Below are 26,440 nucleotides of genomic sequence, written 5' to 3' on the forward strand. Positions count from 1 at the left end.
GCCGCCGCACTGTGTGCGTGGCACCCGGCCGCCGGGACCGACTGTGAGGGATCCGGTCAGAAGTCCCAGTCGTCGTCCTCGGTGACGACAGCCTTGCCGATGACGTAGGAGCTACCCGAACCCGAGAAGAAGTCGTGGTTCTCGTCGGCATTCGGCGAGAGCGCCGACAGGATAGCCGGGTTCACGTCGGTCTCGTCCTTCGGGAACAGCGCCTCGTACCCGAGGTTCATCAGCGCCTTGTTGGCGTTGTACCGGAGGAACTTCTTGACGTCCTCGGTCAGGCCTGCCTCGTCGTACAGGTCTGCGGTGTACTGGGTTTCGTTGTCGTAGAGCTCGAAGAGCAGCTCGAAGACCCAATCCTTGAGGTCGTCGCGCTCGGCCTGAGTGATCTTCTCGAGGCCCTTCTGGTACTTGTAGCCGATGTAGTAGCCGTGTACGGCCTCGTCACGGATGATCAGGCGGATCATGTCGGCCGTGTTGGTCAGCTTCGCCCGCGACGACCAGTACATCGGCAGGTAGAAGCCCGAGTAGAAGAGGAACGACTCGAGCAGCGTCGAGGCGGCCTTGCGCTTGAGCGGGTTGTCGCCCTTGTAGTAGTCCAGGACGATCTGCGCCTTGCGCTGAAGGTTCACGTTGTCCTCCGACCACCGGAACGCGTCGTCGATCTCACGCGTCGAGCACAGGGTCGAGAAGATGTTCGAGTACGACTTCGCGTGTACCGACTCCATGAACGCGATGTTCGTGAGGACAGCTTCCTCGTGGGGAGTGACCGCGTCGGGAATCAGCGAGACAGCGCCCACCGTGCCCTGGATGGTGTCGAGCAGGGTCAGTCCCGTGAAGACCCGCATCGTGAGCTGCTGCTCGTATGCGTTGAGCGTTCCCCACGACGGGATGTCGTTGGACACCGGCACCTTCTCCGGAAGCCAGAAGTTGCCGGTGAGGCGATCCCACACCTCGGCGTCCTTCTCGTCGGGAACGCGGTTCCAGTTGATCGCGGAGACGCGATCGATGAGCTTGACGCGCAGGCCGTCCGCCGGCGAGTGCGCGTGCGGTGCTGAGGTCATCGGTTACCTACCTGATCGGTGTTCGTGTGCAACGGGTGTCGTGGACGTCGGATCACAGCATGCAGGAGACGCAACCCTCGACCTCGGTGCCCTCGAGCGCCATCTGCCGCAGGCGGATGTAGTACAGCGTCTTGATGCCCTTGCGCCACGCGTAGATCTGCGCCCGGTTCACGTCGCGGGTGGATGCCGTGTCCTTGAAGAACAAGGTGAGCGACAGGCCCTGATCGACGTGCTGGGTCGCCGCGGCGTAGGTGTCGACGATCTTCTCGTACCCGATTTCGTAGGCATCCTGGAAGTACTCCAGGTTGTCGTTGGTCAGGTAGGGAGCCGGGTAGTAGACGCGGCCGATCTTGCCTTCCTTGCGGATCTCGATCTTCGACGCCACCGGGTGGATCGAACTGGTGGAGTTGTTGATGTACGAGATCGAACCCGTCGGCGGGACGGCCTGGAGGTTCTGGTTGTAGATGCCGTGCTGCTGCACCGACGCCTTCAGCTCACGCCAGTCGTCCTGCGTGGGAATCTCCACGCCCGACTCGGCGAACAACTGCCGCACCCGCTCCGTCGCCGGCTCCCAGGTCCGGTCGGTGTACTTGTCGAAGAACTCGCCCGACGCGTACTTCGACTCCGGGAATCCCTTGAAGTGCGAGCCCCGCTCGATGGCGAGCTTGTTCGACGCACGCAGCGCGTGGAACAGCACCGTGTAGAAGTAGATGTTCGTGAAGTCGATGCCCTCGTCGGAGCCGTAGTAGATCCGCTCGCGCGCGAGGTAGCCATGCAGGTTCATCTGACCGAGGCCGATGGCATGGGAATCGTTGTTGCCCTGCTCGATCGACGGAACCGAATTGATGTGCGTCTGGTCGGACACGGCGGTCAGGCCCCGGATGGCGACCTCGATGGTCTGCGCGAAGTCGGGCGAGTCCATCGTCTTCGCGATGTTGAGCGAACCGAGGTTGCACGAGATGTCCTTGCCGACGTGGCTGTAGGACAGGTCGTCGTTGTACGTCGAGGGCGTGGACACCTGCAGGATCTCCGAGCACAGGTTCGAATGGGTGATCTTGCCCGCGATCGGGTTCGCGCGGTTCACCGTGTCCTCGAACATGATGTACGGGTAGCCGGACTCGAACTGCAATTCGGCGACCGTCTGGAAGAACTCACGCGCCTTGATCTTCGACTTGCGGATGCGCTTGTCGTCGACCATCTCGTAGTACTTCTCGGTGACGTCGATGTCGGCGAACGGCTTGCCGTAGATGCGCTCGACGTCGTACGGCGAGAACAGGTACATGTCGTCGTTCTTCTTCGCCAGCTCGAACGTGATGTCCGGAATCACGACCCCCAGCGAGAGCGTCTTGATCCGGATCTTCTCGTCGGCGTTCTCACGCTTGGTGTCGAGGAACCGATAGATGTCGGGGTGGTGGGCGTGCAGATAGACCGCGCCCGCACCCTGCCGCGCACCGAGCTGGTTGGCGTACGAGAAGGAATCCTCGAGCAGCTTCATGATGGGGATGACGCCGGAGGACTGGTTCTCGATCTTCTTGATCGGCGCGCCGTGCTCGCGAATGTTGGTCAGCAGCAGGGCAACACCACCTCCGCGCTTGGACAGCTGCAGGGCGGAGTTGATCGCGCGTCCGATCGACTCCATGTTGTCCTCGATGCGGAGCAGGAAGCACGAGACCGGCTCGCCGCGCTGCTTCTTACCGGAGTTCAGGAAGGTCGGCGTGGCGGGCTGGAAGCGGCCGGAGATGATCTCGTCCACCAGGTGCGTCGCAAGGATCTCGTCGCCGTCGGCGAGAGTCAGTGCGACCATGCACACGCGATCTTCGAACCGCTCGAGGTAGCGCTTCCCGTCGAACGTCTTGAGGGTGTACGACGTGTAGTACTTGAACGCCCCGAGGAACGTGGGGAAACGGAACTTCTGCGCGTAAGCATGCTGGAACAGCGTCTTGACGAACGAGCGGGAGTACTTGTCGAGCACCTCGGGCTCGTAGTAGTTCTCCTCGATGAGGTAATCCAGCTTCTCGTCGAGGTTGTGGAAGAACACGGTGTTCTGGTTGACGTGCTGCAGGAAGTACTGGCGCGCAGCGGCGACATCCTTGTCGAACTGGATCTCACCGTTGGGGCCGTACAGGTTCAGCATGGCGTTGAGCGCGTGGTAGTCGAGGCCCTTGAGCGACTCGTCCAGCTTCGGGCTCTTGACGGGATCGGGATCGGTAATGGTCACAGTGCTGTCCCCACCTATCGAATAAAGGAACGTGGCCGCGCTGTCACGTGTGCGACGCGCGTCGAAATGGATACGAATGACGATGTGCCCCATGAATTTCGGGGCGCGGCGGTGCGGCCTATGCGGTTTGCAGCTCCGACTCCCAGAAGTGGGCGAGCCCGGCACGGACACGCTCGACATCGTCGGCGGTGCCCATCAGCTCGAATCGATACAGGTAAGGGACCCGGCACTTGCTCGCCACGATGTCGCCCGCGAAACAGTACGACTCCCCGAAGTTGGTGTTCCCTGCCGCGATCACACCCCGGATCAGACCCCGGTTGTGCTCGTTGTTGAGGAATCGGACGACCTGCTTGGGGACGTAGTGCGTGTCGCGCCCGGTGGCGGTGGTCCCGCCGCCGTAGGTGGGCACCACCAACACGTACGGCTCGTGCACTTCGAAGGTGCCCTCACGGTCGTGCAGCGGGATCCGCGTCGCCGGGATCCCGAGCTTCTGCACGAACCGGTGGGTGTTCTCCGATGTACTCGAGAAGTACACCAGCGACGTACCCGGGGACGGACCCTGCGAGGTCATCGGTGTTCACCACTCTTCAATCGATTGCGAAGACCGGCTCGGTCGGGCAAAGAACTACTGCCGCAGCGGACTGCGACCGGTCCGCGGAAGCGGACGACACGAACACTCAGGCTGCGACCGTGAGCGCCTTGATGCGATCGGGACGGAAGCCGGCCCAGTGATCGTCACCGGCGACGACGACGGGAGCCTGGAGGTAGCCCAGCGCCATCACGTAATCGCGGGCTTCCGGGTTCTCGGTGATGTCGACGACGTCGTACTCGATGCCGGCCTTGTCGAGGGCACGGTAGGTGGCATTGCACTGGACGCAGGCAGGCTTTGTGTAGACGGTGATGTTCATGGGTGCCCCTTAGTTCACGATGGCCGTGACGGCCTGACGACTGACTGCTGCGCGGTGCTCGAATGCCCACCGAATCCGCCCGATCTCACTTCCCCGAGAGACCGGCGACCCTTGGGCCATCCAGCGGTCTAGACACTACACCTTGTGTCCGACAGATACACAGAACCCAGGATCTTGTGAGTTACAGGTGTGATATTCCCAGGTCGCACCTCGCCGACATGCACGTTCAGGGGCCCGTACGGCGTGTCGCGGCGGGGCGCGCCGACCATGGCCCCGAGCACAGTGTGACGCCACCCACCGACACCCTCGCGGGGTGCCGGTGGCGCGCCCGTTACGGCAGTGCGGGCAGCAGGTCGTCGAGCCGGGCGGGCAGGCTCCGCACCCGCACCCCGGTCGCATGCCACAGCGCGTTCACGACCGCTGCCGCGCTGCCGACGATGCCGATCTCTCCGATGCCTCGTGATCCCACGGCCGTGGCGTGGAAGTCGTCTTCGTCGAGCCATGCGGCGTCCACGTTGCGGATGTCCGAGTGCGTCGGTACGTGGTATTCCGCGAGATCGTGGTTGAGCACGTGCCCGAACCGCGGGTCGCGAATGCTCTCCTCGAACAGTGCCATGGAGATACCGAACGACATGCCGCCGATGAACTGCGAACGGGCGGTGCGCGGATTGACGACGCGTCCGACCGAGAACATGCCGAACATGCGCGGCACCCGGATCTCGCCGGTGTCGCGATCGACTCGGACTTCGACGAAGTGCGCGCCGAACGAGGCGGCGGTGTAGCTCTCGAGGTCGGCGTTCTCGCCCGCTGTCGCGGACGCCTCGTCTCCCGGCTCCGGAGAGTCCCCGAATCGGGTCCGGAACGTTCCGGCCGCCGCCACGATGGCGTTGCCCCACGACGACGTGCCCGAGGAACCGCCCGCGACGGTCCCGAAGGGCAGCGCGCTGTCGCCGAGTTCGAGATCGATCTGTTCCGCGGCCACATCCAGCGCGTCCGCCGCGATGAGGGTCAGCGCGGTCCACGCACCCGTGCCGAGGTCCGCCGCCCCGATCCGGACCTGGAACCGTCCGTTTCCGCGGTACCCGATCGAGGCTGTCGAACCGGGCTTGACCATGTGGGGGTAGGTCGCGACCGCGACGCCGGTGCCGGTGAGCCACCGCCCGTCGCTGCGTGTTCCCGGCGACCGATCGGACGGATCCCAGCCGAATCGCTCCGCGCCTTCGCGGAGGCATTCGACGAGCCGGCGCGACGACCAGGGTTTCCCGGTCTCGGGGTCGGACTCCGGTTCGTTGCGAATGCGCAGTTCGACGGGGTCGATCCCGCATGCCACCGCGAGTTCGTCCATCGCCACCTCGCCGGCGAACATGCCGGGTGCTTCACCGGGCGCCCGCATCCAGAACGGTGCCGGCACATCGAGGGGGATCGCCCGATGGGACGTGCGCACGTTCGCCGCGTCGTACAGATTCCGCAGCGGCACGGCGGCCTGTTCGACGAACTCGGTGACATGGGAACTCTGGACGTAGGCCTCGTGCACGATGCCGGTGAGCCGGCCGTCGCTGCGGGCTGCGAGCCGGACGCGCGAGGCCGTCGGCGAGCGGTACCCGACATACCCGAACATGTCGTGCCGGGAGACGGCGAACTTCACCGCGCGGCCGGGCACCGCCTTGGCGGCGAGCGCACCGAGCACGTCGTGCGCGTGGGGTCCGCCCTTCGACCCGAAGCCGCCCCCGATGTACGGGCAGACCACCCGCATGGTCGAGGAGTCGAGGCCGAGGGCCGGTGCGAGTGCCGAGACGACCCCGTGCGGATGCTGCGTGGAGGTATAGAGGGTGAGGGTTTCCCCGTCCCAGAGCGCGACGACCGTATGAGGTTCGAGCGGGTTGTTGTGCTCTTCGGGGGTGGAGTACCACTCGTCGATCACCACGTCGGCAGCGGCGATCGCCCCGTCCGCGTCACCCCGCTCGGAGTCGGGCGGATATCCCCCGTTGGCCGTCTCCGGCTTGTAGGCGTCGGGGTGGTCGGGCCGGAAGCGGGCGTCGTGATCGGTGCTCGTGTACTCCACCGACAGCAGCTCGCACGCGTACCGCGCGGCTTCCGGACTCTCGGCCACGACCGCACCGATGAGCTGACCCCGGAAAAGCACGTCGGGGTTCTGCAGCACGACGTATTCACCCTCGGCCTCGTCGGTGAGGCGGGGAGCGTTCCACGGGGTGAGCACCGTGATGACACCGGGGACCGCCTCGGCGGCAGCGGTGTCGATGCGGTCCACCGTCCCCCGCGCGATCGTCGACACCAGCGGCACCAGATAGGCCGGATCGGGTACGGGGTGCTCGTAGGAGTAGGGCGCGGTCCCGGCGACCTTCTGCGGCCCGTCGACCCGGGTGGTGGATGTGCCGACGGCACGGGTGGCGCTGTGTGTCATGCGGATACCCCTTCGTCGTGGAGTCCGGCGAGGTCGCGGAGCACGGCGGCGACCGTGCGGCGCAGCAGGGGGATCTTGAACGCGTTGCCGTCGAGGGCCCGGGCATCGACCAGTTCCGCATCGGCCGCCCGCGCGAACAGGTCCTCCCCCGGGCGCTCTCCGAGAAGAGCAGCTTCGGTGCGGTGTGCGCGCCACGGCCGGTGCGCGACCCCGCCGAAGGCGATACGGCACCCGGTGATCGTGCCGCCCGAGACGGTCAGTTCGGCAGCGACCGAGACCAGGGCGAACGCGTAGGACGCGCGGTCGCGGACCTTGCGATACGTCGCCACGGTGGTCTGCGGCGGCGGAAGATGCACGCCGACAACGAGTTCGTCGCGGTCGAGGGTGGTATCGAGGTCGGGCCGGTCGCCCGGCAGACGATAGAACTCTTCGAGCGGAACGGTGCGCTCCCCGTCCGGGCCCAGAACGAGAACCTCCGCATCGAGGGCGAGCATGGCCACCGCCATATCCGACGGGTGTGTCGCAACGCAGTCCTCCGAGGCGCCGAGCACCGCGTGGTAGCGGGTGTATCCGCCCAGTGCCGAGCACCCGCTGCCCGGTTCACGCTTGTTGCACGGTGTGGATACGTCGCGGAAGTACACGCACCGGGTGCGCTGCAGGAGGTTCCCGCCGGTGGTAGCTGCATTCCGCAGTTGCGGAGACGCTCCCGACAGGAGTGCACGCGTGAGCATCGGATAGTTGCGGCGCACGTCGGGGTGCACGGCAAGCGTGCTGTTGCGCACGTTCGCGCCGATCCGGAGCCCTCCGTCCGCGGCGCTCTCCACCGAGTCGAGCGGCAGGTGCGAGATGTCGACCAGCATTCCCGGAGTCGCCACGCCGATCTTGAGGTGGTCGACGAGATTGGTGCCGGATGCGAGGAACACCGCGTCCGGGTTGTCGTGCACGGTCGCGACCGCCGTCGCGGCGTCGGCCGGTCGTTCGTAGCGAAGGGGCCTCATTCGGTCGCCCCCTTCCCTGCGACATCCTGCTCTGCGACATCCCTGATCGCGTCGACGATGTTGGGGTAGGCGGCACAACGGCACAGGTTGCCGCTCATGCGCTCCCGGATCTCGTCGTCGTCGAGGTCGGGCGTGACGCCGAGTTTTTCCGTGACATGGCTCGGGTCGCCCTGGGCGTATTCGTCGAGCATGCCGATCGCCGAGCAGATCTGCCCGGGCGTGCAGTACCCGCACTGGAAGGCGTCCCGCTCGAGGAAGCGCTCTTGCAGGGGGTGCGGTCCGTCGGCGGCCAAGCCCGCCGCGGTGACGATCTCGGCACCGTCGTGTGCGACGGCGAGCGCAAGGCACGTGACCCTGCGCCGTCCGTCGAGAAGGACGGTGCACGAGCCACACTGGCCGAGGTCACATCCCTTCTTGGGCGAGGTGACGCCGAGGCGGTCGCGGAGGGCGTCGAGCACGGTGGTGCCGGCATCGACGGTGCAGTGTCGTTCGGTGCCGTCGACCCTGAAGGTGACGGAGTGTTCGTGCAGGCCGGGCGGAGCCGTGCCCGCGTCGGCGGTCTCGGATGCCATGGGTCGTCCTCCCAACGGTGGGCTGTCGTCCGGGCATTCCCCGTCCGCCGCGACTCCAATCCCGCCGTCGGAGGTCTCTCGATGCCGGGGTCTTTCGGATCCGGTCTCGGCAGCTACCGGAGACGCAACAGCCCCGGTCCCGCTGATGCGGGACCGGGGCCGGTCGTCGCGTCGCACCCGGGTGGACGGCGGGCGGCGACGCGAACGTCTGTCGGACCTCGGGTCCGTCAGGCCTCGACGAGTTCCTTGGTGGCATTCACGAGCGCGTCGACGACGCCGGCGATCTCGGTGGCCGTCTCGGCATGCTCCTTGGCGTGTGCGTCGCCGAACTTTCCGAAGGTGCCGCCGACCGAGAGGGAAGCCCCTTCGGCGACCGTGCCGCCGGCGATCCCGACAGCCTTGACAGTGTCCTCGAGTGCCCACTTCGCGGCGTTGCCGCTCGGCGACGCGCTGACGACGGCCACCGGCTTGCCCGACAGCGCACCGGCGCCGTAGGGGCGCGAGAGCCAGTCGATCGCATTCTTGAGGACGCCCGAGGTCGATCCGTTGTATTCCGGGGTCAGGAACAGGACCGCGTCGACGCCGGCGACAGCCTCACGGAGGGCGACAGCAGCGGCGGGCACGGTCTCGCCGTCGAGGTCTTCGTTGTAGAACGGCACGTCGGCGAGGCCTTCGTGGATGCTCACCTCGACGCCCTCGGGGGCCACAGTGGCAGCGGTCTCGGCGAGCTGGCGGGTGACAGCGGCGGAGCGGAGGCTTCCGACGAGGGCGAGGACTCGAGTCTGAGCCATGAGGTACATCCTTCGATCGAGTTGGTTGATTCCGCAATCATAAACGGACCGCGGTCCACTTTCATTCCCGCGACGGTAGAATGTGACCTTGTGAACACTCACCCGCTGTGGCTGGTCGACGACGGCCCCGCAGAACGCGGCGACGCGGCGCGCAACCGGAAGCGCCTGCTCGACGCCGCGTCCGTGCTCGTCGCCGAGCACGGCGCCGACGCGATCACGATGGACGCCGTCGCAGCGAAAGCGGGTGTCGGTAAGGGAACGGTCTTCCGGCGCTTCGGATCCCGCGCCGGTCTCATGCAGGCGCTGCTCGACCACAGCGAGCGCGAACTACAGCAGGCATTTCTCTTCGGTCCCCCGCCGCTCGGACCGGGCGCGGATCCGGTCGAACGGCTCGTCGCCTTCGGCCGAGCGCGCATCGCACTCGTCGACGTCCAGGGTGAACTGCTCCGGGCCGCCGAGGCCGCAGGCGGCGGCGTGCGGTTCTCGGCACCGGCGCGCACGGTGTCGCTCACCCACGTGCAGACCCTGCTACGGGCGGCGGGAACAGGCGGCGACCTCCCGGTCCTCGCCCAGGCCCTGCTGGCACCGCTCGATGCGTCTCTCGTACTCCATCAGTGGCGCGACCTCGGTTATCCCCTCGAGCGTCTCGCCCAGGCCTGGTCCGACCTCGCGCGACGCGTCGCGCGTCCCGCCGACCGGTAGTTCCCGCCGGGTACGGTGAGCCCCATGACCGGTGCCCTCCGCGCGTTCGTCGTCCTCACCCTCGGCGGACTGCTCTGTGCGTGCGACACCGGCGCAACGGCGCCCTCGGCGTCCGATCTCGTGGGCCGCGACTTCGTATCCACCGAGGTCGTCGGCGCTCCCATCCCGGGCGGGGGCCCGTTCACCCTCGCCTTCCCGGCTCGCGAACGCGTGGCCGCGTACGCAGGGTGCAACCGGATGATGGGCACTGCGGACTTCTCCGGCGGGGTGGTGCAAGCCGATGGCCTCGCCACCACGATGATGGCGTGCCCGCCCCCGCTCGACGAGGCCGACCGGTGGGTGCAGAAACTCTTCGCCGCTCGGCCGCGGTGGCATCTGGACGGAGATGTGCTCACGCTCGCGACGGACAACCTCCGGGTCACTCTCGTCGAGCAGTCCGCCGACCGCTGACCCGCGACGGCAGCGGTGCCGTCAGTACATGTCCACGAGCCATTCCGCGAGCACCCGCGCGCTGTTGTCGATCTGCTTCGGCCAGTCCATCGCCGTTTCGTCCGCGTGATCGCTCACGTGCTTGACGAGCCTGCAGGACGCTCCCATGTGTGCCGACGCGGAGGCGATCGCGAAGCCCTCCATGTCGACGAGGTCCGCGCGGGCGGCCAGCGCATCGCGGACCTCGGCGTCGGAAACGAACGAATCCCCCGTCGCGAGGATCGTTCCGTCTCCGTCCTCGAACGTGAGCGTGTCGGCCACCGGGTGCCCGAGACTGCGCAACACCTCGCTGCTGATGTCGTGGTTGATGACGGTGGAAGGAAGATAGAGCCCGCCGTGCGCACTCCGCAGGGCGCCGGCGGTTCCGATGTTGACGACCAGCGGTCTGCGGCCCTCCGGATAGCGCGCGAGCGCGGCCGTCACCGCAACGGCCGCGGTGACCTTCCCTATGCCCGTGATCAGCGTGTCGTACCGTTCCGGAACGTGCAGTGCCTCCGACTTCGTTGCGGATACGACGAGGATCCCGTTCACCTGCTGCCTCCGTGTTCGACGGCCGACGACACTGCCGTGTGCATGCGCGTGGCCTCGTCCCGCACCGTATCGCGCGGTCGTCTCGCAGCACGGCTCCGGTGACGCTAATGTGGCGGCAATGACGAACCTGCGCGATCGGATCATCGAAGAACTCGGCGTCAAGCCCTCCATCGATCCGCGGAGCGAGATCGATTCGCGAGTACAGTTTCTCGCCGACTATCTTGCCGCTACGCCGGCGAAGGGTCTGGTGCTCGGCATCAGCGGCGGTCAGGACAGCACGCTCGCCGGACGCCTCGCTCAGCTCGCCGTCGAGAAGCTTCGACACGGCGGGCACGACGCGGAATTCGTCGCCGTGCGCCTCCCCTACGGGCAGCAGGCCGACGAGCACGACGCACAGATCGCGCTCGACTTCATCCAGCCCGACCACACGGTGCGGGCGGACATCAAACCCGGAACCGACGCCACCGCGGCCGAAGCGGGACGAGCGCTGGGCGAAATCCCCGGCCACGGAAGCACCATTCGCGATTTCGTCCGGGGAAACATCAAGGCACGCGAGCGCATGATGCTCCAGTACGCGATCGCCGGCGAACTGGGACACCTCGTGGTCGGCACCGATCACGCCGCCGAGGCCGTCACGGGTTTCTACACCAAGTACGGAGACGGCGGTGTCGACATCACGCCGCTGGCCGGGCTCACCAAGCGGCAGGGGGCGGCGTTGCTCCGGGAACTCGGGGCACCGGAGAGCACCTGGAGCAAGGTCCCCACCGCAGACCTCGAGGACGACCGTCCGGCTCTGCCCGACGAAGAAGCACTCGGCATGACGTACAGCGAGATCGACGACTACCTCGAGGGCAAGGACGTCACCGATGATCTCGCGAAACGACTCGAAGGCAAGTTCCTCGACACGTACCACAAGCGCGTGATGCCGGTGGCACCGTCCGACACCTGGTGGAGGTAGGGCAGACGCCCGGGAGGGTGCTCAGCCGCCGGCGAACGGGGGCAGCACGTCGACCCGGGCACCCGCCGGACGGGACAGATCGCGGGTGAGTTCCCCGGCGCCACCGTCTCCCGGCTCGACGAGATACGCCGCGACCGACAGAACCCGCTCCATGGCGGGGCCGTACCGCTCCACGAGCACCGTCCGCAGGGCACCGAGATCGGAGCCGGCGGGCAATGCCACGGTCTCCTTCTCGCACCCGGACGCGTCGGTCGCGGCCGCGAAATACCGGACCTCGATTCCGTTCACCACGTCAGCCACCGATCGCTCCCATACTGCGTTGCGGCGGCGCGAAGTCCGCCGCGTCGATACCGTGCCCGGCCCACTTGTTCCACATCGCACCCCGCCAGAGATCCACCAGCTCGTCGTCGGTCGCGCCGCCGCGCAGCGCAGCCCTCAGGTCCGTCTCCTGGTCGCTGAACAGGCAGGACCGGACCGTACCTTCCGCCGTGAGCCTGGTGCGGTCGCAGTCCGAGCAGAACGAGCGGGTCACCGAGGCGATGATGCCGACGGTCGCGGGACCCCCGTCGACGAGCCAGCGCTCGGCCGGTGCCGAAGGATCCTCACGTTCGGTCTCGGTAAGGGTGAAGCGCTCCCCGAGGGCATCGAGCAGGCCCTGTGCGGTCACCATCCGCGACCGCGCCCATTCGTGGTCGGCGTCGAGCGGCATCTGCTCGATGAACCGCAACTCCACCTGCTCCTCGAGACACCATCCGAGGAGGTCTGCGGCGCCGTGCAGGGTTTCGGGCATGAGGACGGCGTTGACCTTCACCCGGGCAAAGCCCGCGTCCTTCGCGGCGCGGATGCCGGCGAGCACCGACCCGAGGCGATCGCGGCGGGTGAGCTGGGCGAAGTGATCGCGGTCGATCGTGTCCAGGGAGATGTTGACGCGGGTGAGTCCGGCCTGCGCGAGCGCGTGCGCCCGATGCTCCAGACCGACCGCGTTGGTGGTGACCGCGAGCGGGATTCCGGGCGCGACACGGGAGCAGCCTTGGATGATCGCCTCGAGGTCGCGGCGTACCAGGGGTTCGCCGCCGGTGAAGCGCACCTCGCGGATGCCGAGCCTGCCGGTCGCGATACCGACCAGGCGCACGATCTCGTCGACCGTGAGGAGTTGTTCACGAGGGATGGGCGGAAGCCCCTCTTCCGGCATGCAATAGGTGCAGCGCAGCGAGCACTTCTCGGTGATGGAGACACGCAGGTCGCGGGCCACCCGACCGAAGCGGTCGAGAAGATCCGGTACGTCGGGCCGGTCGGAGGTGTCGTCTGCGCGTCGACGCACCGACGGAATCCCCACGTTCACCGCCGTCATCCGATCACCATCGCCATACGCCCAGTATGCCCATTGCCCGCGAACGTGAACACAGAAGCACCCGACGAGTCCGCTCTAACCGAGTACGCGGCCGGATGCGGACGGCGATATGCCTAGGATTGGCCGCATGACGAGCGGCAGGCGGTCCGTGGAAGAACACGAGCAGTACGTGGGTGAACTACTCGCCGTGCTGCGGGCGGGGTCCACCGCGACCGTCCCGCTTTCCCGGGCTCTGCACCGCACGCTCGCGGAGACGATCAGTTCCCCGCTCGACCTTCCGTCGTTCCGGAACTCGCAGATGGACGGCTACGCGGTCGCATCCGGCACCGTGGCCGACGCGCCGGTGACCCTGCCGGTGCAGGGCGTCGTGGCGGCGGGGGACACCGCGGGAGTCCTCGAACCGGGACACGCACTGAAGATCATGACCGGTGCGCCGATGCCCGAGGGGGCCGACGCCGTCGTTCCCGTCGAGGACACCACCGCTGACGAAGCCGCCGGCACGGTGACGATCGGCCGCGGGACGACGCCGGGCACCTACGTCCGGGAAGCCGGCAGCGATGTCCGGGTGGGCGACTGCCTGCTCACCGCGGGCACGGTGCTCGCGGCCCGCCACATCGCTGCGCTCGCCGCAGTCGGACTGACGGATATCCCGGTCCGGGCACGACCGCGCGTCGCGGTGATCTCCACCGGAAGCGAACTCGTCACCGCGGGCGAGGTGCTCGGCCCCGGCCGCATCTACAACTCCAACGGCCCGGCCCTGGCCGCGAGTGCCGCCGCCAACGGCGCCGATGTCGTCTCGGTCGACCATTGCCACGACGACCCCGACGAGTTCGCCACGATGCTCTCCTACGCCGTGCGCGTGGCCGATGTCGTGTTCACCTCGGGAGGGGTGTCGAAAGGCGACTTCGAAGTCGTCAAAGACACTCTTCAGCCCAGGGGCGGCAGGTTCGTCTCGGTCGCGATGCAGCCCGGTGGCCCCCAAGGTTCCGCGGTGATCGACGGCGTTCCGGTGCTGACCTTTCCCGGCAACCCCGTCAGCGCACTGGTTTCCTTCGAGGTGTTCGCGCGCCCAGCACTCCGAGCCGCAGCGGGATACCCACCGCCCGTAACCGAAATGCTTCCCCTTGCCACCGATCTGACCTCGATCGCGGGCAAACGCCAGTTCCTGCGCGGTGTCCTCGACGGTCGCACCGTGAGACCCGCCGCCGGGCGCGGATCGCACCAGGTGGCCGGTCTGGCCGCTGCCGACGTCCTTCTCGACATCCCCGCCGACACCGTCTCACTCGAAGCCGGAGACCTCGTGAAAGTGCTGACACTGTGAGCGAATTGAGCCATCTCGACGACCAGGGCCGCGCCCGCATGGTCGACGTGTCCGCAAAGGCCGACACCACGCGGACAGCACTCGCCGCCGGCCACCTCGTCACCACGCCGGAAGTCGTCGCGCTCGTGCGGGCCGACGACATGCCCAAGGCCGACGTCCTCGCCACCGCCCGCATCGCCGGTATCGCCGCGGCGAAGCGGACCTGGGAACTGATTCCCTTGTGCCACCAGCTCGCATTGTCGTCGGTGAAGGTGACGTTCGGATTCACCGACACCGCGATCACCATCGAGGCGACCGCCAAGACGAAGGGCCCTACCGGCGTCGAGATGGAAGCACTCACCGCCGTTGCCGTCGCAGGACTCACGTTGCACGACATGGTCAAAGCCGTCGACCCCGCCGCGACCCTGGACGGGGTCCGACTCGTTTCGAAGGAAGGCGGCAAGCACGGTCGCTGGCGTCGCGGCGACTCCGACACCCAGCGCGCCGAACCGCAGGCCGATACCGCGCCGGACGGTGGCGATTCGGCAGAGCGCTCGGCAGTTGTCGTGGTGGCGTCCACCGGCGTCGCCGCGGGAACTCGCGAGGATCGCACCGGACCGGTGATCGAGAAGTGGCTGGGCGAGCGCGGATTCAGCGTCCGCGGCCCGCTCGTGTATGCCGATGCGCAGATCGCTGCCGGCCTTGCAGATGCGCTCCGAGGAGCACCGGCGTTGATCGTGACCACCGGGGGCACCGGCGCGTCGCCGACCGACGCCACCCCCGAAGCGACCCGCGCGGTGCTCGATCGCGAACTACCGGGGGTCGCGGACTCGATCCGCAGACGCGGACTCGAGGTCACCCCTCACGCGGTCCTCTCACGTGGGGTCGCCGGGCTCGCGGGCCGCACGGTCGTCGTGAACCTGCCGGGCTCGCCCGGTGGCGTGAAGGACGGACTCGCCGCGCTCGAACCGATCCTCGATCATCTACTGGCGCAAGTGGCAGGAGGCGGAGCACATGAGTGAACCGGGGCGCGTAAGTGCAGCAGACGGCGTCGGCACGACGGGACGGACCGACGAGACCGGCGGCAAGAGCCAAGTGCTGGCCAGGATTTCGGCGGAGCCGCTCGACCCTGCGGTAGTGGACGCCGCGGTCGCCGGCCCCGAACACGGAGCGGTGGTGGTGTTCACCGGTGTCGTGCGCAACCACGACGGCGGCCAGGCCGTGACCGCGCTCGAGTACCAGGCACATCCCGACGCGGAAGCCTTCCTGCGCCGCTGCTGCGAGGAGGCCGCCGCGGCGTCGGGACTTCCCGTGGCCGCCGTCCACCGAGTGGGACATCTCACCATCGGCGATCTCGCCCTCGTCGCCGCCGTCGCCGCGCCGCATCGCGCCGAAGCCTTCTCCACCTGCGCCGACCTGGTGGAACGCATCAAACACGAAGTGCCGATCTGGAAGCGCCAGCACTTCGCCCACGGTGTCACCGAGTGGGTCGGCCTGTAACCGAGCGGGCCGTACCCGTCCGGGTGTGCGGTAGGGTGATGTGGTTCGGGTGTCACGAAGACACCCACCGTCGTGGGATACCGGCGGGATCGGGATCGTGCCCGACCCGCATGCATACTGCAGCTCTCTGCACACGCACCGGCTTTCCTTGCGGCGATCACGTCAGCACCACGGGAACACTTCCCGTCGAGTGCACACACGCCGCAGTGAAAGGCAGCGCTGTTCTATGACCACATCTTTTTCCGATCTCGGTGTTCCCCGTCCTCTCGTCGCTACGTTGAGTGACTCCGGAATCACCAGCCCCTTCCCGATCCAGGTCGACACCCTCCCCGACACGCTCGCGGGACGCGACGTGCTCGGCCGCGGCCGTACGGGTAGCGGTAAGACCCTTGCTTTCTCGATCCCCCTCACCGCGCGTCTCGCCGGTGGCTCCACCCGCGCTGCGGGCCGTCCCCGCGGCCTCGTACTTGCGCCCACCCGCGAACTCGCAACGCAGATTGCAGCGGTCGTCGAGCCTCTCGCGCATGCGTCCGGCCTTCGGGTGACCACGATCTTCGGTGGCGTGTCGCAGAGCCGCCAGGTCGAGGCCCTGCGCCGCGGCGTCGACATCGTCATCGCCTGCCCGGGACGCCTCGAAGATCTCATGCGCCAGAAGTTCGTCTCGCTCGACGCGATCGAGATCACGGTGCTCGACGAGGCCGACCACATGGCCGATCTCGGCTTCCTCCCGGGCGTCACGCGCATCATGAACGCAACGCCGAGCAACGGCCAGCGCCTTCTGTTTTCGGCGACCCTGGACAACGGAGTCGACAAGCTCGTCAAGCGCTTCCTCCACAACCAGGTGATGCACTCGGTCGACGAGGCGAACTCCCCCGTCGCGGCGATGACGCACCACATCTTCGATGTGGCCGGCGTCGACGCCAAGAAGGATCTCATTCGCACCCTTGCCTCGGGCAACGGACGCCGAATCCTGTTCATGCGCACCAAGCATCAGGCCCGCAAGCTGGCCAAGCAGCTCACCGACTCGGGAATCCCGGCGGTCGATCTGCACGGCAACCTGTCGCAGAACGCTCGCGACCGGAACCTCGCAGCGTTCTCGTCGGGTGAGGCACGGGTTCTCGTGGCCACCGACGTCGCGGCCCGCGGCGTGCACGTCGACGACGTCGAACTCGTCGTCCACGTGGATCCGCCGGCCGAGCACAAGGCATACCTGCACCGTTCGGGTCGCACCGCGCGCGCCGGAAGCGCCGGCGACGTCGTCACGCTCGTCCTTCCGGACCAGCGCAGGGATCTCGCCGTCATCATGCGGAAGGCCGCGATCAACGTCACGCCGATCAAGTCGACGGCGAACTCCGAGCACGTTCTCGCGCTCGTCGGTGAAATCGCTCCGTATGTCGCGCCGAAGCCGGTCCAGGCTCAGGCCACCGGTACGTCGCGTCCGCAGCGGTCCGGTGGGTCCGCCGGCGGACGCCGCCGCACCCCGTCCCAGGGCGGCGCAGCACGTCAGGGCTCGGGTTCCTCGTCCCGTCAGGGTTCCTCGTCCCGTCAGGGCGCCGGTTCCGCCACCCGCCAGGGTGCGCCGGCCGGACAGCGTTCCTCGACCGGACACGGCGGAGTCGCTGCCACCGGTCGTCGTCGTTCGACGCGCCCGACTGCTACCCCGCGCTGATCCCCAGCCGGGTTCAGCGTGGCGTGAACCGGTGGACGGCGTACAGTGCGTCGCCCGACACCGGTTCGGTCGCAATGCATCCCGTCAATCGTTCGCGGACAGCGTCCGTGTCGAGATCGGCACCGATCACCACCAATGTTGTGCAGTCGGGGACGCTCTCGCCGCGGCCGACGGGTTCGAACCGGATGTGATCGCCCACCGTGTGCACCAGGTACGTGCTCACTCGTAGTCCGGCGGCGACGCGCACATAGCCTTTGATACGAAACACCCCTGCGGGCTGGTTCTCGAGTAAATCGACCAGCGCGCGGGGGTGTAGTGCGTCCCGGGTCTCGAACGTGACGGCGTTGTACCCGTCGTGCAGATGCACGTGGTCGTGTTCGTCTTCCGGGTAGAGCAACCGGTCGAGGGTGAGTTGTTCGCCCGGCTGCGGTTCGGGCCGGTCGGGTATGTCGAACAGCAGAGCCGGATCGATCCGCGCGTGCTCGGTCGAGACGACGGCGGCGCGGGAGTTGAGGCCGCACACTACGCCGAGCAGGTCGTCGTGCGCGTCGCTGTCGATACGGTCGGTTTTGTTGAGCAGCACCAGGTCTGCGAGCGCGACGTGCTGTTCGATCTCGGGATGTGCTGCCCGGACCCCGTCGAATTCCACGGCGTCGACAACGAGTACGAGGCCGCCGTAGGTGACGAACGGATTCTCCGACCCGACGACGAGACGGATCATGTTCCGGGGTTCGGCGAGACCACTGGCTTCGACGACGATGACATCGAGATCCGACGACCGATGGGCGAGCCGGTCGAGCATCGCATCCATGTCGCTGACATCGACTGCGCAGCACAGGCATCCGTTGCTGAGCGAGACCATCGAGTCGACCTGGCCGGCCACCATCATCGAGTCGATGTTGACCGAGCCGAAATCGTTGACGATCACACCGATCCGCGCGCCGCGCGTGTTGCGCAGGAGATGGTTGAGGAGGGTCGTCTTTCCCGAGCCGAGGAACCCGGCGACCACCACCACCGGTATCTGCTTCTTCACCATACGGTGAGGGTAGCGGCGAGCACTACGCCGCCCACGCGGGTGGTTCCGGCGGCGTCCGGCCCCGGAACCACCTGCGACGGGTGTCAGCTACCCCGCTTGATCCACTCTTCGAGGTGCGGAGACTCCGTGCCGATCGTGGTTCCGTCACCGTGCCCGGTGTGCACCGTGGTCTCGGCGGGCAGCGCGAACAGTTTGTCGCGGATCGACCCGATGATCGTCGGGAAATCCGAGAAGGAGCGTCCGGTCGCACCCGGGCCGCCCGAGAACAACGTGTCGCCGGTGAACAATTCGCCGGCTTCGGGCAGGTACAGGCAGACCGAACCCGGTGAGTGACCCGGTGTCGCGATCGTCTGAATGTCGGTACCCGCCACCGAGATCCGTTGCCCGTCTTCGATTGTGCCGTGGGCGACGCCCGGGTGGGTCATCTCCCAGAGCATGTCGTCTGCGGGGTTGAGGAGGATCGGCGCGTCGAGCTTGTCCGACAGCTCGGGTGCGACGGTGATGTGATCGTTGTGCGCGTGGGTGCAGACGATCGCCACCACGTTGCGGCCGCCGACGGCATCGATGATCGGCTGCGCTGTGTGCGCGGCGTCGATCACCACCACCTCGTCGTCGTTGCCGACCAGCCAGATGTTGTTGTCGACTTCCCACTCCCCGCCGTCGAGGGCGAAGATCCCGCGGGTGACGACCCGATCCACCCGGATCGGGGACACGGTGCTCACAAGACCACCACCGATCGGAGAACCTCACCGCGGTGCATGGTCTCGAACGCCTTCTCGACATCGTCGATGCCGATACGTTCGGTGACGAACTTCTCGAGGGGCAGACGTCCCTGCTGGTACAGGTCGACGTACGTCGGGAAGTCACGTTCGGGCAGGCAATCCCCGTACCACGAGCTCTTGAGGGAGCCGCCGTGCGAGAAGAAGTCGATGAGCGGCATCTCGAGGGTCATGTCCGGAGTCGGAACACCCACCAGAACGACGGTGCCCGCCAGGTCGCGGGCGTAGAAGGCCTGCTTGTAAGTCTCCGGGCGACCGACGGCGTCGATCACGACGTCGGCACCGAAGCCCCCGGTGATCTCCTTGATCGCCTCGACCGCGTCGGTCGAGGTGGAGTTGATCGTGTGGGTCGCTCCCAAGTCGGTGGCCCACTCGAGCTTCTTGTCGTCGCGGTCGACGGCGATGATCTTGCCGGCGCCGGCGAGCCGGGCACCCATGATCGCGGCGTCGCCGACGCCGCCGCATCCGATGACCGCGACCGACTGGCCGCGCGTCACGCCCCCCGTATTCACGGCGGCACCGAGGCCCGCCATCACGCCGCAGCCGAGCAGGCCCACCACGGCGGGATCCGCGCTCGGATCGACCTTGGTGCACTGGCCGGCGTGCACGAGGGTCTTGTCGGCGAACGCGCCGATACCCAGCGCAGGGCTCAGTTCCGTGCCGTCCTCGAGGGTCATCTTCTGGGTGGCGTTGAACGTCGAGAAGCAGTACTGGGGCTGACCACGCTTACACGCGCGGCACTGCCCACACACGGCACGCCAGTTCAGGACCACGAAATCGCCCACGGCGACCGACTCGACACCTTCGCCGACCGATTCGACGACACCTGCCGCTTCGTGTCCGAGCAGGAACGGGAACTCGTCGTTGATTCCACCCTCGCGGTAGTGCAGATCCGTGTGGCACACACCGCACGCAGCGATCGCGACGACGACTTCGCCCGGCCCGGGATCGGGTATCACGATGGGGACGACCTCGACGGGGACTCCCTTCGCGCGTGCGATAACTCCGCGGACTGTCTGCGACATGGTGATGTCTCCTTCGTACTGTGGCTCGCGCCGATCGGTGATATCGACCCTATCGCCTCCCGGCAGGCCCCAACGCGTCGTCGAGGAGGAGCCCGGCCGGGGGAAAGATCAGAACGGGCAGCCCGGCGGGCGAACGCTGGATTTGGATCACTCGTCCCGGAAGCGCAGGCCCCGTCCGGCGAGTTCCTCACCCAGAATGCGGATCGCCTTCGGGCCGACGCCGTGGATGGTCAGCAGTTCTTTCGACGTCACCGAGGTCAGGTCGTCGAACCGCGTGTATCCGTGCTTGGACAGGGCACGCCGAGACACCTTTCCCATCGCGGCCGGGAGCTCGGTCCCGGACGAGCCGTCGGATGTGTCCATGCGTCTCTCCTCCGCCGCGGGCTTCGATGTAACACAGGGACGGGTTTGTACGACGTGTGATGTGACCCGCCCGCATCCTCGCACCGGATGTTCGACAGGTGAAACGGATTGGAAAAGCCCATGGCTAATGGAACGTCGCCGTCACGCGGCAAGATTTTCGCGGGCGTGCTCGCGCCTCTCGCGCTCGGGGTCGCGGCGGCAGTCGCCATCGCGTGGCCGCAACCGACCCCGCCCACCGTCGCCGACCCCGCTCTGGCGGGTATGGCCTCGACGACCGAATGCCATGACATGGTCAGCATCGGCGTCGGCGGACGTGGAGACACCCCCCGCGACCAGACCAAGATGCTCGTCGATGAGAACGGCAACAGGTTGCCCGCGGCGCAGCAGGGCGCGTACCGGAGCCACTGGGTGGATCCGGTGATCAACGCGCCGATGAAGGACCACGAGGGCGAGAACGGGTACGCGGCGATCTACGTCGAGTACCCCGCCGACCTGTCGAGCTACGAAGACGCCGTGAACACGGGCGCCGACAACACCATCAAGGTCATGAAGGCGATCCAGGCCTCGTGCCCCGATACGCAGTTCGCCATCGTCGGCTTCAGCGAAGGCGCGGATGTCGCCCGGCGTGCGGCGATGCAGATCGGCAACCAGGAGCAGAACCCGGACGGCACCTGGCCGAACGGCGATCCTTCTGCGGTCACGGGAGTCGTCATTCTGTCCGACGCCGGCCGCGGCGTCGACGGAGGATTCTTCCCGGGCGCCGACGATCCCAGCAACCCCAACGGCTTCGACCGTCCCTACGAGCCGGGCGCGGGCCCCGCTCCCGGTGGCGGAGTGCTGCCCGGAACGGGCGGCGGGTTCGGCCATCTGGACGGCAAGGTTGCCTCCTTCTGCTCCGAGGGAGACTTCGCATGCTCGACGCCCGACAACATCGCCCTGATCGAACTGCTGGTCAACCTCGGCCGTCAGGTCAACGGTGATGCGTTCGAGCGGGAGGGGCTGTCCCCTGCCACGGGTGCCGATCTCGCGCAGGTCGTGGGCCGGGTCGCGCTGCTGGCCCTCGCCGATGTCTCCGCCAACGAGGACTGGATGCAGTCGGATGAGACGTTCCTCGACGTTCTGATCAAGGTGTCCGACCCCGATTACGTCCCGGCGGCTCCCAAGACCACGCCGGTCGCCGACGGCGCCCAGCCCATCCCCGCGGACCGCCTGGCCAACCTCGCGTACCTCCCGGAGAAGCTCCTCAAGGAAGTCGTCGGATTTGTGCGGAGCAACCAGAACACCCTCGCGGTGATCATGAGCGATCCGTACGACCAGACCTTCGGTTACAACAAGGAGACGGACGACCATTACGGTCACCACTTCGACTACTGGGACGACGACATCGACGGCAAGGGCACCAGCACCGTCGACTATGCGGCCGCATGGCTCAACCACCTTGCCGAGCAGGCCAAGCAGGGCAAGCCCGTGTCCAGGGACGCCGAAGCCAAGGCGATGCGGATGATGGCCGCCGCCGAGGCTGCGGAAGGCTCCGAGACCCCGGAGACCTCCGAGACGACACCCGCGCCCGCTCCCAGCGAGCAGACGGACACCTCGCCGACACAGGACGGCGTTGTACCGGCACCCTCCGCTCCGGCACCGGGTGCTCCCGCACCGAGCGTCGCCCCCGCACCGGCCGCACCGTCGGGCACGCCGCCCGTCGTCGCACCGGCTCCGGGCACAGTTCCCGCTCCCGAAGGTGCCGGCGCGCCGGCGCCGGCGACGGGCGAGACCACCGCCGGTCAGCCGACCACCGGTGAGCCGACGACGGAGCAGCCGACGGGCACCACCGCCCCGGCCACCACGACGGTGCCTACGACGACCCCGTCGCCGCAGCCCGTTTCCTGACCACCAGGTAACTCGGCGCCAGTACTCGCAGCTTCGACCCCGGCCTCCCCCGAGCGCCGCGGCCGTACCGCGAGTCCTGGCGCCGAGTTTTTTTCATCGGCTCCAGTACCGTGAGGAAAGACCGGTCCGAATCCTGACACCGGTAGGTGTTCCGGACGGAATCCCTTACCGGCAGTCTCGACAGCGCGCTCCCCTGACCAGAAGGGTCGGCGAGGCGGCTGCTTCTTCACCGCCTGCGCGGAGGGACTCACAGCATGGCCGAGCACGACGAACCGCAGAGTTCCCTCCCCACCTCGATTCGCGTGCGTGGCGCGCACGTGAACAACCTGCGGCACATCGACGTAGATCTACCGCTGAACACGCTCGTCTCCATCGCGGGCGTCTCCGGATCCGGAAAATCGTCGTTCGCTCTAGGGGTGCTCTACGCGGAAGGATCGCGACGCTATCTCGAGGCGCTGTCCACGTACACGCGTCGGCGGCTGACGCAGGCAACGCGCGCGGCAGTCGACAGCGTCGAGCACGTCCCCGCCGCGCTCGCACTCCGCCAGCGGCCCGCGATCCCCGGCGTGCGATCCACGTTCGGAACCTCCACAGAGCTGCTGAACAGCCTCCGGTTGATCTTCTCCCGCCTCGGCCACCATCGGTGTCCCAACGGGCACCTGATGGAACCCACGATCGATGTCGCCCGCGATCTGCCACTGACCTGCCCGGTGTGCGGGGTCGTGTTCGGCCCGCCGAGCGCCGAGTCCTTCGCGTTCAACAGCGAAGGCGCGTGCGAGCGTTGTGGCGGTACCGGCATCGTGCGCGACGTCGACGACACCACCCTGGTCCCGGACGAGTCGCTGACCATCGACGAGGGCGCGGTCGCGCCGTGGGGCATGTTCGGACTCGTGGCGAACCCGAAAGTTGTCGCCGAGATGGGTGTCCGCACCACGGTGCCGTTCGCCGAACTCACCGAGCAGGAACGGAAGATCGTGTTCGCCGGCCCGGAGGAGAAGCGCTCGATCCTGTACCCGTCGAAGAACGGGAAGCTGTTCGACCTCAACGTCACCTACCGCAATGCCCACCAGTCCGTCGTCGAAGCGTTGAAGAAGGCGGAGACGGAGAAGGGTCTGGGACGGATCGAGCGGTTCCTGAGCGTGCAGACCTGCCCGGCCTGCGAGGGCACGAGACTCAGCACCCGGGCCCGCTCGACTCTCGTCGACGGAATATCCCTCGCCGACGCGACAGCGAAAACCCTGGAAGACGTCACGGCCTGGGTTCGGACTCTCCCGGCTCTCGTGCCCGCGGACATGACGGCGATGGCGGACAGCATCGTCACCCAGATGGTCGAGACCGCCCGGATGCTGCTCGGCCTCGGGCTGGGCTACCTCACCCTCGACCGCGCGTCGTCGACTCTCTCCACGGGGGAACGTCAGCGCGTGCAGCTCTCGCGCGCCGTCCGCAATCGCACCACCGGCGTTCTGTACGTGCTCGACGAGCCCTCCATCGGGATGCACCCGTCCAACATCGACGGGCTCATCGCGGTCATCAGGAAGCTGCTCGCGGACGGGAACTCCGTCGTGGTCGTAGACCACGACACCCAGGTCCTCCGGGAAGCGGACTGGCTCATCGAGATCGGTCCCGGCTCCGGCGCAGAGGGCGGCACCGTCATCGCGTCCAGCACGCTGCCGGAACTCGAGGGCAACCCACGGTCCCGTATCGCGCCGTTCCTCACGGACACGGTGCACGAGCGTGTCCGTTCACTGGCCGAGGCCGGTGCGGTGTTCGATCACGGGCATATCCGGATGTCCACCACCCCGATCCACACGGTCCATGCCCTCGACGTCGACCTGCCCAAAGGACGACTCACCGCTGTCACGGGCGTGTCCGGTTCGGGTAAGACGACCGTGATCCTCGAGAGCCTCGTCCCGGCGCTCACCGCGGTCGCCGCGGGGAACAGGCTTCCCCCACACGTGACGAGCGTCGATCCCGCCGGCATCGGCAGCGTCGCAGTTGTCGACGCCGCCCCCATCGGACTGAACGTCCGTTCGACCGTGGCCACCTACAGCGGCGTCCTCGACGAGTTGCGGCGCGCGTACGCCGCCACCCCCGACGCGAAGGAACGCGGCCTGAAAGCCGGCGATTTCTCCTACAACACCGGGTCGTTGCGGTGCCCGGACTGCGACGGCACCGGGCAGATCTCTCTCGACGTGCAGTTCCTCCCCGACGTCGACATCGTCTGTCCCGGATGCGAGGGGGCCCGCTACAACGCCGCTGCCCACGACATCGTCCGCACCGTGCGCCATGCCGACGGAGAGCAGCGAGAAGCACTCTCGCTACCCGCGGTACTCCGGCTCACCGTCGAACAGGCCCTTCCCGAACTCGCCGACCTCAGAAAGGTGCACAGCCGGCTCCGGGTGCTCGCGGACCTCGGCCTCGGGTATCTCACCCTCGGTGAAGCGACCACGACCCTTGCCGGTGGTGAGGCACAACGGCTCAAGCTCTCCGCCGACATCGACCGAGATCAGCACGACACCCTGTTCGTGCTGGACGAGCCCTCGATCGGACTGCATCCCCTCGACGTGCAGACGCTTCTCCGTGTGCTCGACCGTCTCATCGTCCGCGGCGCCACCGTCGTCATCATCGAGCACGATCTCGACATGATCCGCAACGCGGACTACGTGATCGACCTCGGTCCGGGAGGGGGCACCTCAGGGGGACGCATCACCGCCACGGGAACGCCGGACGAGATCGCCGCGGACGCTGACAGCATCACGGGCCGGTATCTCTGAAGTGGCGGCGACTCCGCGAAGCTGACTACGGGGTGCACGGTGAGCGATGAACGAGTCGACCTCATCGACCCACCCACAAACGAAACTTGCCCCGCCATCAGGCGGGGCAAGTTTGTGTTCGGGTTACGTGGAGCTAAGGGGACTCGAACCCCTGACCCCCACACTGCCAGTGTGGTGCGCTACCAGCTGCGCCATAGCCCCGTATCCATTTTCTGCGCGTCGGGGGCAACCCCGTGCGCTGAAAGAAAGTTACACCATTGCGCTCGCCGCCAACAAATCGCCTGGTCGGCGGGGGAACGGTGGGAGGCGCCCTGCCGGGGCCTCCCACCGCGCCGCTATCCGGACAGTTCCGCGATCCAGTTCTCGTTGCCAAGGGCATCGATGACGGTGCCGTTGTAGATCACGGCAGGCGTGCCGGTCGCGCCGGTCGTAGCAAGCTTCTGCCGACCGGCCTCCGCGTCGGCGGCCGCCTGCTCCACGCGGGCTCCGTCGGCGATGCACTGCACGGTTTCGTCGGATGCGCCCGCATCGCGTGCCAGTTGCGCGAGTGCAGCGTTGTCGAGGTCGCTGTCGCCGCCCTCCGCCGGTTGCGTATCGGGCGAGAGGAGCGTGTCGTGGAACTTGGAGAAGACCACCGCGTCACCGCTTTCCGCGACGCACTGCGCTGCGGCCACAGAACGTGTCGAGTAGTCGCCGCTGCTGGACAGCCGGTCGAGGAACGCAAGGATGTGGTACCGGACAGCAACCTCGCCGTTGTCGATCGCCTGGGCGAGTTCCTGCGAGTGCTTGTGCTCGAGTTCGGCGCAGTACGGGCACATCGGGTCTTCGTACAGATCGATGGTGGCCGCGGCGTCGGGCCGACCGAGGAGAATCGCTCCGTCGTCGAGGCTCACCTCCACCGCGGCGTTCTGCACCGTCCCGTATCCGTCGTTCCGGGCGTCACTACCGCCCGAGGTCCACAGCACGCCGCCGATGACGAGCGCGGCGATCACCACGACAGCGACGCCGCCGAGGATGTAGGTGAACTTGTTCGACGTCGGTTCCGGCGTGTACTTCACCGGTTTGACCTTCTTCGCATTCACGACTTCTGCCCTTTGTTCGTC

At 67.3% G+C, this 26,440-nt stretch carries 25 protein-coding genes and 1 tRNA gene; 9 read left to right on the forward strand and 17 right to left on the reverse strand.

Annotation, left to right across the window (positions count from 1 at the left end; translation table 11 throughout):
- Nucleotides 1–56: 56 nt before the first annotated feature.
- The 8 genes from nrdF to ACFWBU_RS15840 all read right to left on the reverse strand — a co-directional run bounded on the left by nrdF (nucleotide 57) and on the right by ACFWBU_RS15840 (nucleotide 8,973).
- Complete coding sequence (gene nrdF, locus ACFWBU_RS15805) at nucleotides 57–1,064, reverse strand: class 1b ribonucleoside-diphosphate reductase subunit beta (RefSeq protein ID WP_169619674.1); 1,008 nt, start codon at nucleotides 1,062–1,064, stop codon at nucleotides 57–59.
- A gap of 52 nt (nucleotides 1,065–1,116) precedes the next feature.
- Nucleotides 1,117–3,198: a class 1b ribonucleoside-diphosphate reductase subunit alpha gene (gene nrdE, locus ACFWBU_RS15810; RefSeq protein WP_378528717.1), complete on the reverse strand. Its 2,082-nt coding sequence runs from the start codon at nucleotides 3,196–3,198 to the stop codon at nucleotides 1,117–1,119.
- 202 nt (nucleotides 3,199–3,400) lie between these two features.
- Complete coding sequence (gene nrdI / locus ACFWBU_RS15815; protein WP_378528698.1) at nucleotides 3,401–3,853, reverse strand: class Ib ribonucleoside-diphosphate reductase assembly flavoprotein NrdI; 453 nt, start codon at nucleotides 3,851–3,853, stop codon at nucleotides 3,401–3,403.
- 106 nt (nucleotides 3,854–3,959) lie between these two features.
- Nucleotides 3,960–4,190: a redoxin NrdH gene (locus ACFWBU_RS15820; RefSeq protein ID WP_169619677.1), complete on the reverse strand. Its 231-nt coding sequence runs from the start codon at nucleotides 4,188–4,190 to the stop codon at nucleotides 3,960–3,962.
- Nucleotides 4,191–4,521: 331 nt separating this feature from the next.
- Nucleotides 4,522–6,612 carry a xanthine dehydrogenase family protein molybdopterin-binding subunit gene (locus ACFWBU_RS15825; RefSeq protein WP_169619678.1) on the reverse strand — a complete coding sequence of 697 codons (2,091 nt, stop codon included), beginning with the start codon at nucleotides 6,610–6,612 and terminating at the stop codon, nucleotides 4,522–4,524.
- Nucleotides 6,609–7,610: an FAD binding domain-containing protein gene (locus ACFWBU_RS15830; protein ID WP_378528699.1), complete on the reverse strand. Its 1,002-nt coding sequence runs from the start codon at nucleotides 7,608–7,610 to the stop codon at nucleotides 6,609–6,611. The genes ACFWBU_RS15825 and ACFWBU_RS15830 overlap by 4 nt, the downstream gene beginning before the upstream one ends.
- Nucleotides 7,607–8,182 (reverse strand): (2Fe-2S)-binding protein, encoded by a 576-nt coding sequence (locus ACFWBU_RS15835; RefSeq protein WP_378528700.1) that lies wholly within the window; start codon nucleotides 8,180–8,182, stop codon nucleotides 7,607–7,609. The genes ACFWBU_RS15830 and ACFWBU_RS15835 overlap by 4 nt, the downstream gene beginning before the upstream one ends.
- A gap of 227 nt (nucleotides 8,183–8,409) precedes the next feature.
- Nucleotides 8,410–8,973 carry an NAD(P)H-dependent oxidoreductase gene (locus ACFWBU_RS15840; protein ID WP_169619681.1) on the reverse strand — a complete coding sequence of 188 codons (564 nt, stop codon included), beginning with the start codon at nucleotides 8,971–8,973 and terminating at the stop codon, nucleotides 8,410–8,412.
- A 90-nt stretch (nucleotides 8,974–9,063) separates the two neighbouring features.
- On the opposite strand from ACFWBU_RS15840, the gene ACFWBU_RS15845 reads away from it, so the two are divergent.
- Nucleotides 9,064–9,675, forward strand: a complete 612-nt coding sequence (locus ACFWBU_RS15845) for a TetR/AcrR family transcriptional regulator (protein WP_296549439.1) — start codon at nucleotides 9,064–9,066, stop codon at nucleotides 9,673–9,675.
- Between the two features lie 24 nt (nucleotides 9,676–9,699).
- Nucleotides 9,700–10,125: an META domain-containing protein gene (locus tag ACFWBU_RS15850; protein WP_169619682.1), complete on the forward strand. Its 426-nt coding sequence runs from the start codon at nucleotides 9,700–9,702 to the stop codon at nucleotides 10,123–10,125.
- Between the two features lie 21 nt (nucleotides 10,126–10,146).
- Here ACFWBU_RS15850 and ACFWBU_RS15855 read toward each other — a convergent pair whose 3' ends face one another.
- Complete coding sequence (locus ACFWBU_RS15855; protein WP_296549438.1) at nucleotides 10,147–10,695, reverse strand: nucleosidase; 549 nt, start codon at nucleotides 10,693–10,695, stop codon at nucleotides 10,147–10,149.
- A gap of 118 nt (nucleotides 10,696–10,813) precedes the next feature.
- Here ACFWBU_RS15855 and nadE point away from each other — a divergent pair, with 118 nt between their 5' ends.
- Nucleotides 10,814–11,653, forward strand: coding sequence for an ammonia-dependent NAD(+) synthetase (gene nadE / locus ACFWBU_RS15860; protein ID WP_378528701.1), 840 nt, complete (start codon nucleotides 10,814–10,816; stop codon nucleotides 11,651–11,653).
- A 21-nt stretch (nucleotides 11,654–11,674) separates the two neighbouring features.
- Here the strand turns inward: nadE and ACFWBU_RS15865 are convergent, their stop codons facing one another.
- Together ACFWBU_RS15865 and moaA are read right to left on the reverse strand one after the other, a co-directional pair.
- Nucleotides 11,675–11,953 (reverse strand): MoaD/ThiS family protein, encoded by a 279-nt coding sequence (locus ACFWBU_RS15865; protein ID WP_169619685.1) that lies wholly within the window; start codon nucleotides 11,951–11,953, stop codon nucleotides 11,675–11,677.
- Nucleotides 11,946–13,004, reverse strand: a complete 1,059-nt coding sequence (moaA, locus tag ACFWBU_RS15870; protein WP_169619686.1) for a GTP 3',8-cyclase MoaA — start codon at nucleotides 13,002–13,004, stop codon at nucleotides 11,946–11,948. The genes ACFWBU_RS15865 and moaA overlap by 8 nt, the downstream gene beginning before the upstream one ends.
- 127 nt (nucleotides 13,005–13,131) lie before the next feature.
- On the opposite strand from moaA, the gene glp reads away from it, so the two are divergent.
- The 4 genes from glp to ACFWBU_RS15890 all read left to right on the forward strand — a co-directional run bounded on the left by glp (nucleotide 13,132) and on the right by ACFWBU_RS15890 (nucleotide 17,473).
- Nucleotides 13,132–14,325, forward strand: a complete 1,194-nt coding sequence (gene glp / locus ACFWBU_RS15875; RefSeq protein ID WP_169651733.1) for a gephyrin-like molybdotransferase Glp — start codon at nucleotides 13,132–13,134, stop codon at nucleotides 14,323–14,325.
- Nucleotides 14,322–15,326, forward strand: coding sequence for a bifunctional molybdenum cofactor biosynthesis protein MoaC/MoaB (gene moaCB / locus ACFWBU_RS15880; RefSeq protein WP_378528702.1), 1,005 nt, complete (start codon nucleotides 14,322–14,324; stop codon nucleotides 15,324–15,326). The genes glp and moaCB overlap by 4 nt, the downstream gene beginning before the upstream one ends.
- Nucleotides 15,319–15,804, forward strand: coding sequence for a molybdenum cofactor biosynthesis protein MoaE (locus ACFWBU_RS15885; protein ID WP_378528703.1), 486 nt, complete (start codon nucleotides 15,319–15,321; stop codon nucleotides 15,802–15,804). Before moaCB ends, ACFWBU_RS15885 begins: the two co-directional genes overlap by 8 nt.
- A 226-nt stretch (nucleotides 15,805–16,030) precedes the next feature.
- The gene (locus ACFWBU_RS15890) at nucleotides 16,031–17,473 is read left to right on the forward strand and encodes a DEAD/DEAH box helicase (protein ID WP_296549436.1); all 1,443 of its coding nucleotides are present in this window, start codon (nucleotides 16,031–16,033) and stop codon (nucleotides 17,471–17,473) included.
- A gap of 13 nt (nucleotides 17,474–17,486) precedes the next feature.
- On the opposite strand, the gene ACFWBU_RS15895 is transcribed toward ACFWBU_RS15890, so the two are convergent.
- The 4 genes from ACFWBU_RS15895 to ACFWBU_RS15910 all read right to left on the reverse strand — a co-directional run bounded on the left by ACFWBU_RS15895 (nucleotide 17,487) and on the right by ACFWBU_RS15910 (nucleotide 20,676).
- On the reverse strand, nucleotides 17,487–18,509 hold the full coding sequence (locus ACFWBU_RS15895) for a CobW family GTP-binding protein (RefSeq protein ID WP_378528704.1): 1,023 nt from the start codon (nucleotides 18,507–18,509) through the stop codon (nucleotides 17,487–17,489).
- Between the two features lie 83 nt (nucleotides 18,510–18,592).
- On the reverse strand, nucleotides 18,593–19,231 hold the full coding sequence (locus tag ACFWBU_RS15900) for an MBL fold metallo-hydrolase (protein ID WP_296549434.1): 639 nt from the start codon (nucleotides 19,229–19,231) through the stop codon (nucleotides 18,593–18,595).
- Nucleotides 19,228–20,313 (reverse strand): S-(hydroxymethyl)mycothiol dehydrogenase, encoded by a 1,086-nt coding sequence (locus tag ACFWBU_RS15905; RefSeq protein ID WP_169651730.1) that lies wholly within the window; start codon nucleotides 20,311–20,313, stop codon nucleotides 19,228–19,230. The genes ACFWBU_RS15900 and ACFWBU_RS15905 overlap by 4 nt, the downstream gene beginning before the upstream one ends.
- Before the next feature lie 147 nt (nucleotides 20,314–20,460).
- The gene (locus tag ACFWBU_RS15910; RefSeq protein ID WP_169619693.1) at nucleotides 20,461–20,676 is read right to left on the reverse strand and encodes a hypothetical protein; all 216 of its coding nucleotides are present in this window, start codon (nucleotides 20,674–20,676) and stop codon (nucleotides 20,461–20,463) included.
- A 120-nt stretch (nucleotides 20,677–20,796) separates the two neighbouring features.
- On the opposite strand from ACFWBU_RS15910, the gene ACFWBU_RS15915 reads away from it, so the two are divergent.
- Nucleotides 20,797–22,563, forward strand: coding sequence for a cutinase family protein (locus ACFWBU_RS15915; RefSeq protein WP_169651729.1), 1,767 nt, complete (start codon nucleotides 20,797–20,799; stop codon nucleotides 22,561–22,563).
- A 254-nt stretch (nucleotides 22,564–22,817) separates the two neighbouring features.
- The gene (locus ACFWBU_RS15920) at nucleotides 22,818–25,337 is read left to right on the forward strand and encodes an excinuclease ABC subunit UvrA (protein WP_378528705.1); all 2,520 of its coding nucleotides are present in this window, start codon (nucleotides 22,818–22,820) and stop codon (nucleotides 25,335–25,337) included.
- Between the two features lie 128 nt (nucleotides 25,338–25,465).
- Here ACFWBU_RS15920 and ACFWBU_RS15925 read toward each other — a convergent pair.
- Nucleotides 25,466–25,538: transfer RNA gene (locus tag ACFWBU_RS15925), tRNA-Ala, on the reverse strand.
- 134 nt (nucleotides 25,539–25,672) lie between these two features.
- Nucleotides 25,673–26,419 (reverse strand): DsbA family protein, encoded by a 747-nt coding sequence (locus tag ACFWBU_RS15930; protein ID WP_169619696.1) that lies wholly within the window; start codon nucleotides 26,417–26,419, stop codon nucleotides 25,673–25,675.
- Nucleotides 26,420–26,440 lie beyond the last annotated feature (21 nt).

Source organism: Rhodococcus sp. NPDC060084 (assembly GCF_042730335.1).
Lineage (GTDB): Bacteria > Actinomycetota > Actinomycetes > Mycobacteriales > Mycobacteriaceae > Rhodococcus.

Excerpts from the sequence above, each read along its gene's own strand:
- nrdE (WP_378528717.1), bottom strand. The coding sequence starts at position 3,198 with ATGCTGAACCTGTACGGCCCCAACGGTGAGATCCAGTTCGACAAGGAT.
- nrdF (WP_169619674.1), bottom strand. The coding sequence starts at position 1,064 with ATGACCTCAGCACCGCACGCGCACTCGCCGGCGGACGGCCTGCGCGTC.
- ACFWBU_RS15840 (WP_169619681.1), bottom strand. The coding sequence starts at position 8,973 with ATGGCTCAGACTCGAGTCCTCGCCCTCGTCGGAAGCCTCCGCTCCGCC.
- nadE (WP_378528701.1), top strand. The coding sequence starts at position 10,814 with ATGACGAACCTGCGCGATCGGATCATCGAAGAACTCGGCGTCAAGCCC.
- nrdI (WP_378528698.1), bottom strand. The coding sequence starts at position 3,853 with ATGACCTCGCAGGGTCCGTCCCCGGGTACGTCGCTGGTGTACTTCTCG.
- ACFWBU_RS15835 (WP_378528700.1), bottom strand. The coding sequence starts at position 8,182 with ATGGCATCCGAGACCGCCGACGCGGGCACGGCTCCGCCCGGCCTGCAC.
- ACFWBU_RS15885 (WP_378528703.1), top strand. The coding sequence starts at position 15,319 with ATGAGTGAACCGGGGCGCGTAAGTGCAGCAGACGGCGTCGGCACGACG.
- moaA (WP_169619686.1), bottom strand. The coding sequence starts at position 13,004 with ATGACGGCGGTGAACGTGGGGATTCCGTCGGTGCGTCGACGCGCAGAC.
- ACFWBU_RS15850 (WP_169619682.1), top strand. The coding sequence starts at position 9,700 with ATGACCGGTGCCCTCCGCGCGTTCGTCGTCCTCACCCTCGGCGGACTG.
- glp (WP_169651733.1), top strand. The coding sequence starts at position 13,132 with ATGACGAGCGGCAGGCGGTCCGTGGAAGAACACGAGCAGTACGTGGGT.
- ACFWBU_RS15920 (WP_378528705.1), top strand. The coding sequence starts at position 22,818 with ATGGCCGAGCACGACGAACCGCAGAGTTCCCTCCCCACCTCGATTCGC.
- ACFWBU_RS15830 (WP_378528699.1), bottom strand. The coding sequence starts at position 7,610 with ATGAGGCCCCTTCGCTACGAACGACCGGCCGACGCCGCGACGGCGGTC.
- ACFWBU_RS15910 (WP_169619693.1), bottom strand. The coding sequence starts at position 20,676 with ATGGACACATCCGACGGCTCGTCCGGGACCGAGCTCCCGGCCGCGATG.
- ACFWBU_RS15915 (WP_169651729.1), top strand. The coding sequence starts at position 20,797 with ATGGCTAATGGAACGTCGCCGTCACGCGGCAAGATTTTCGCGGGCGTG.
- ACFWBU_RS15820 (WP_169619677.1), bottom strand. The coding sequence starts at position 4,190 with ATGAACATCACCGTCTACACAAAGCCTGCCTGCGTCCAGTGCAATGCC.
- ACFWBU_RS15890 (WP_296549436.1), top strand. The coding sequence starts at position 16,031 with ATGACCACATCTTTTTCCGATCTCGGTGTTCCCCGTCCTCTCGTCGCT.
- ACFWBU_RS15895 (WP_378528704.1), bottom strand. The coding sequence starts at position 18,509 with ATGGTGAAGAAGCAGATACCGGTGGTGGTGGTCGCCGGGTTCCTCGGC.
- ACFWBU_RS15905 (WP_169651730.1), bottom strand. The coding sequence starts at position 20,313 with ATGTCGCAGACAGTCCGCGGAGTTATCGCACGCGCGAAGGGAGTCCCC.
- ACFWBU_RS15825 (WP_169619678.1), bottom strand. The coding sequence starts at position 6,612 with ATGACACACAGCGCCACCCGTGCCGTCGGCACATCCACCACCCGGGTC.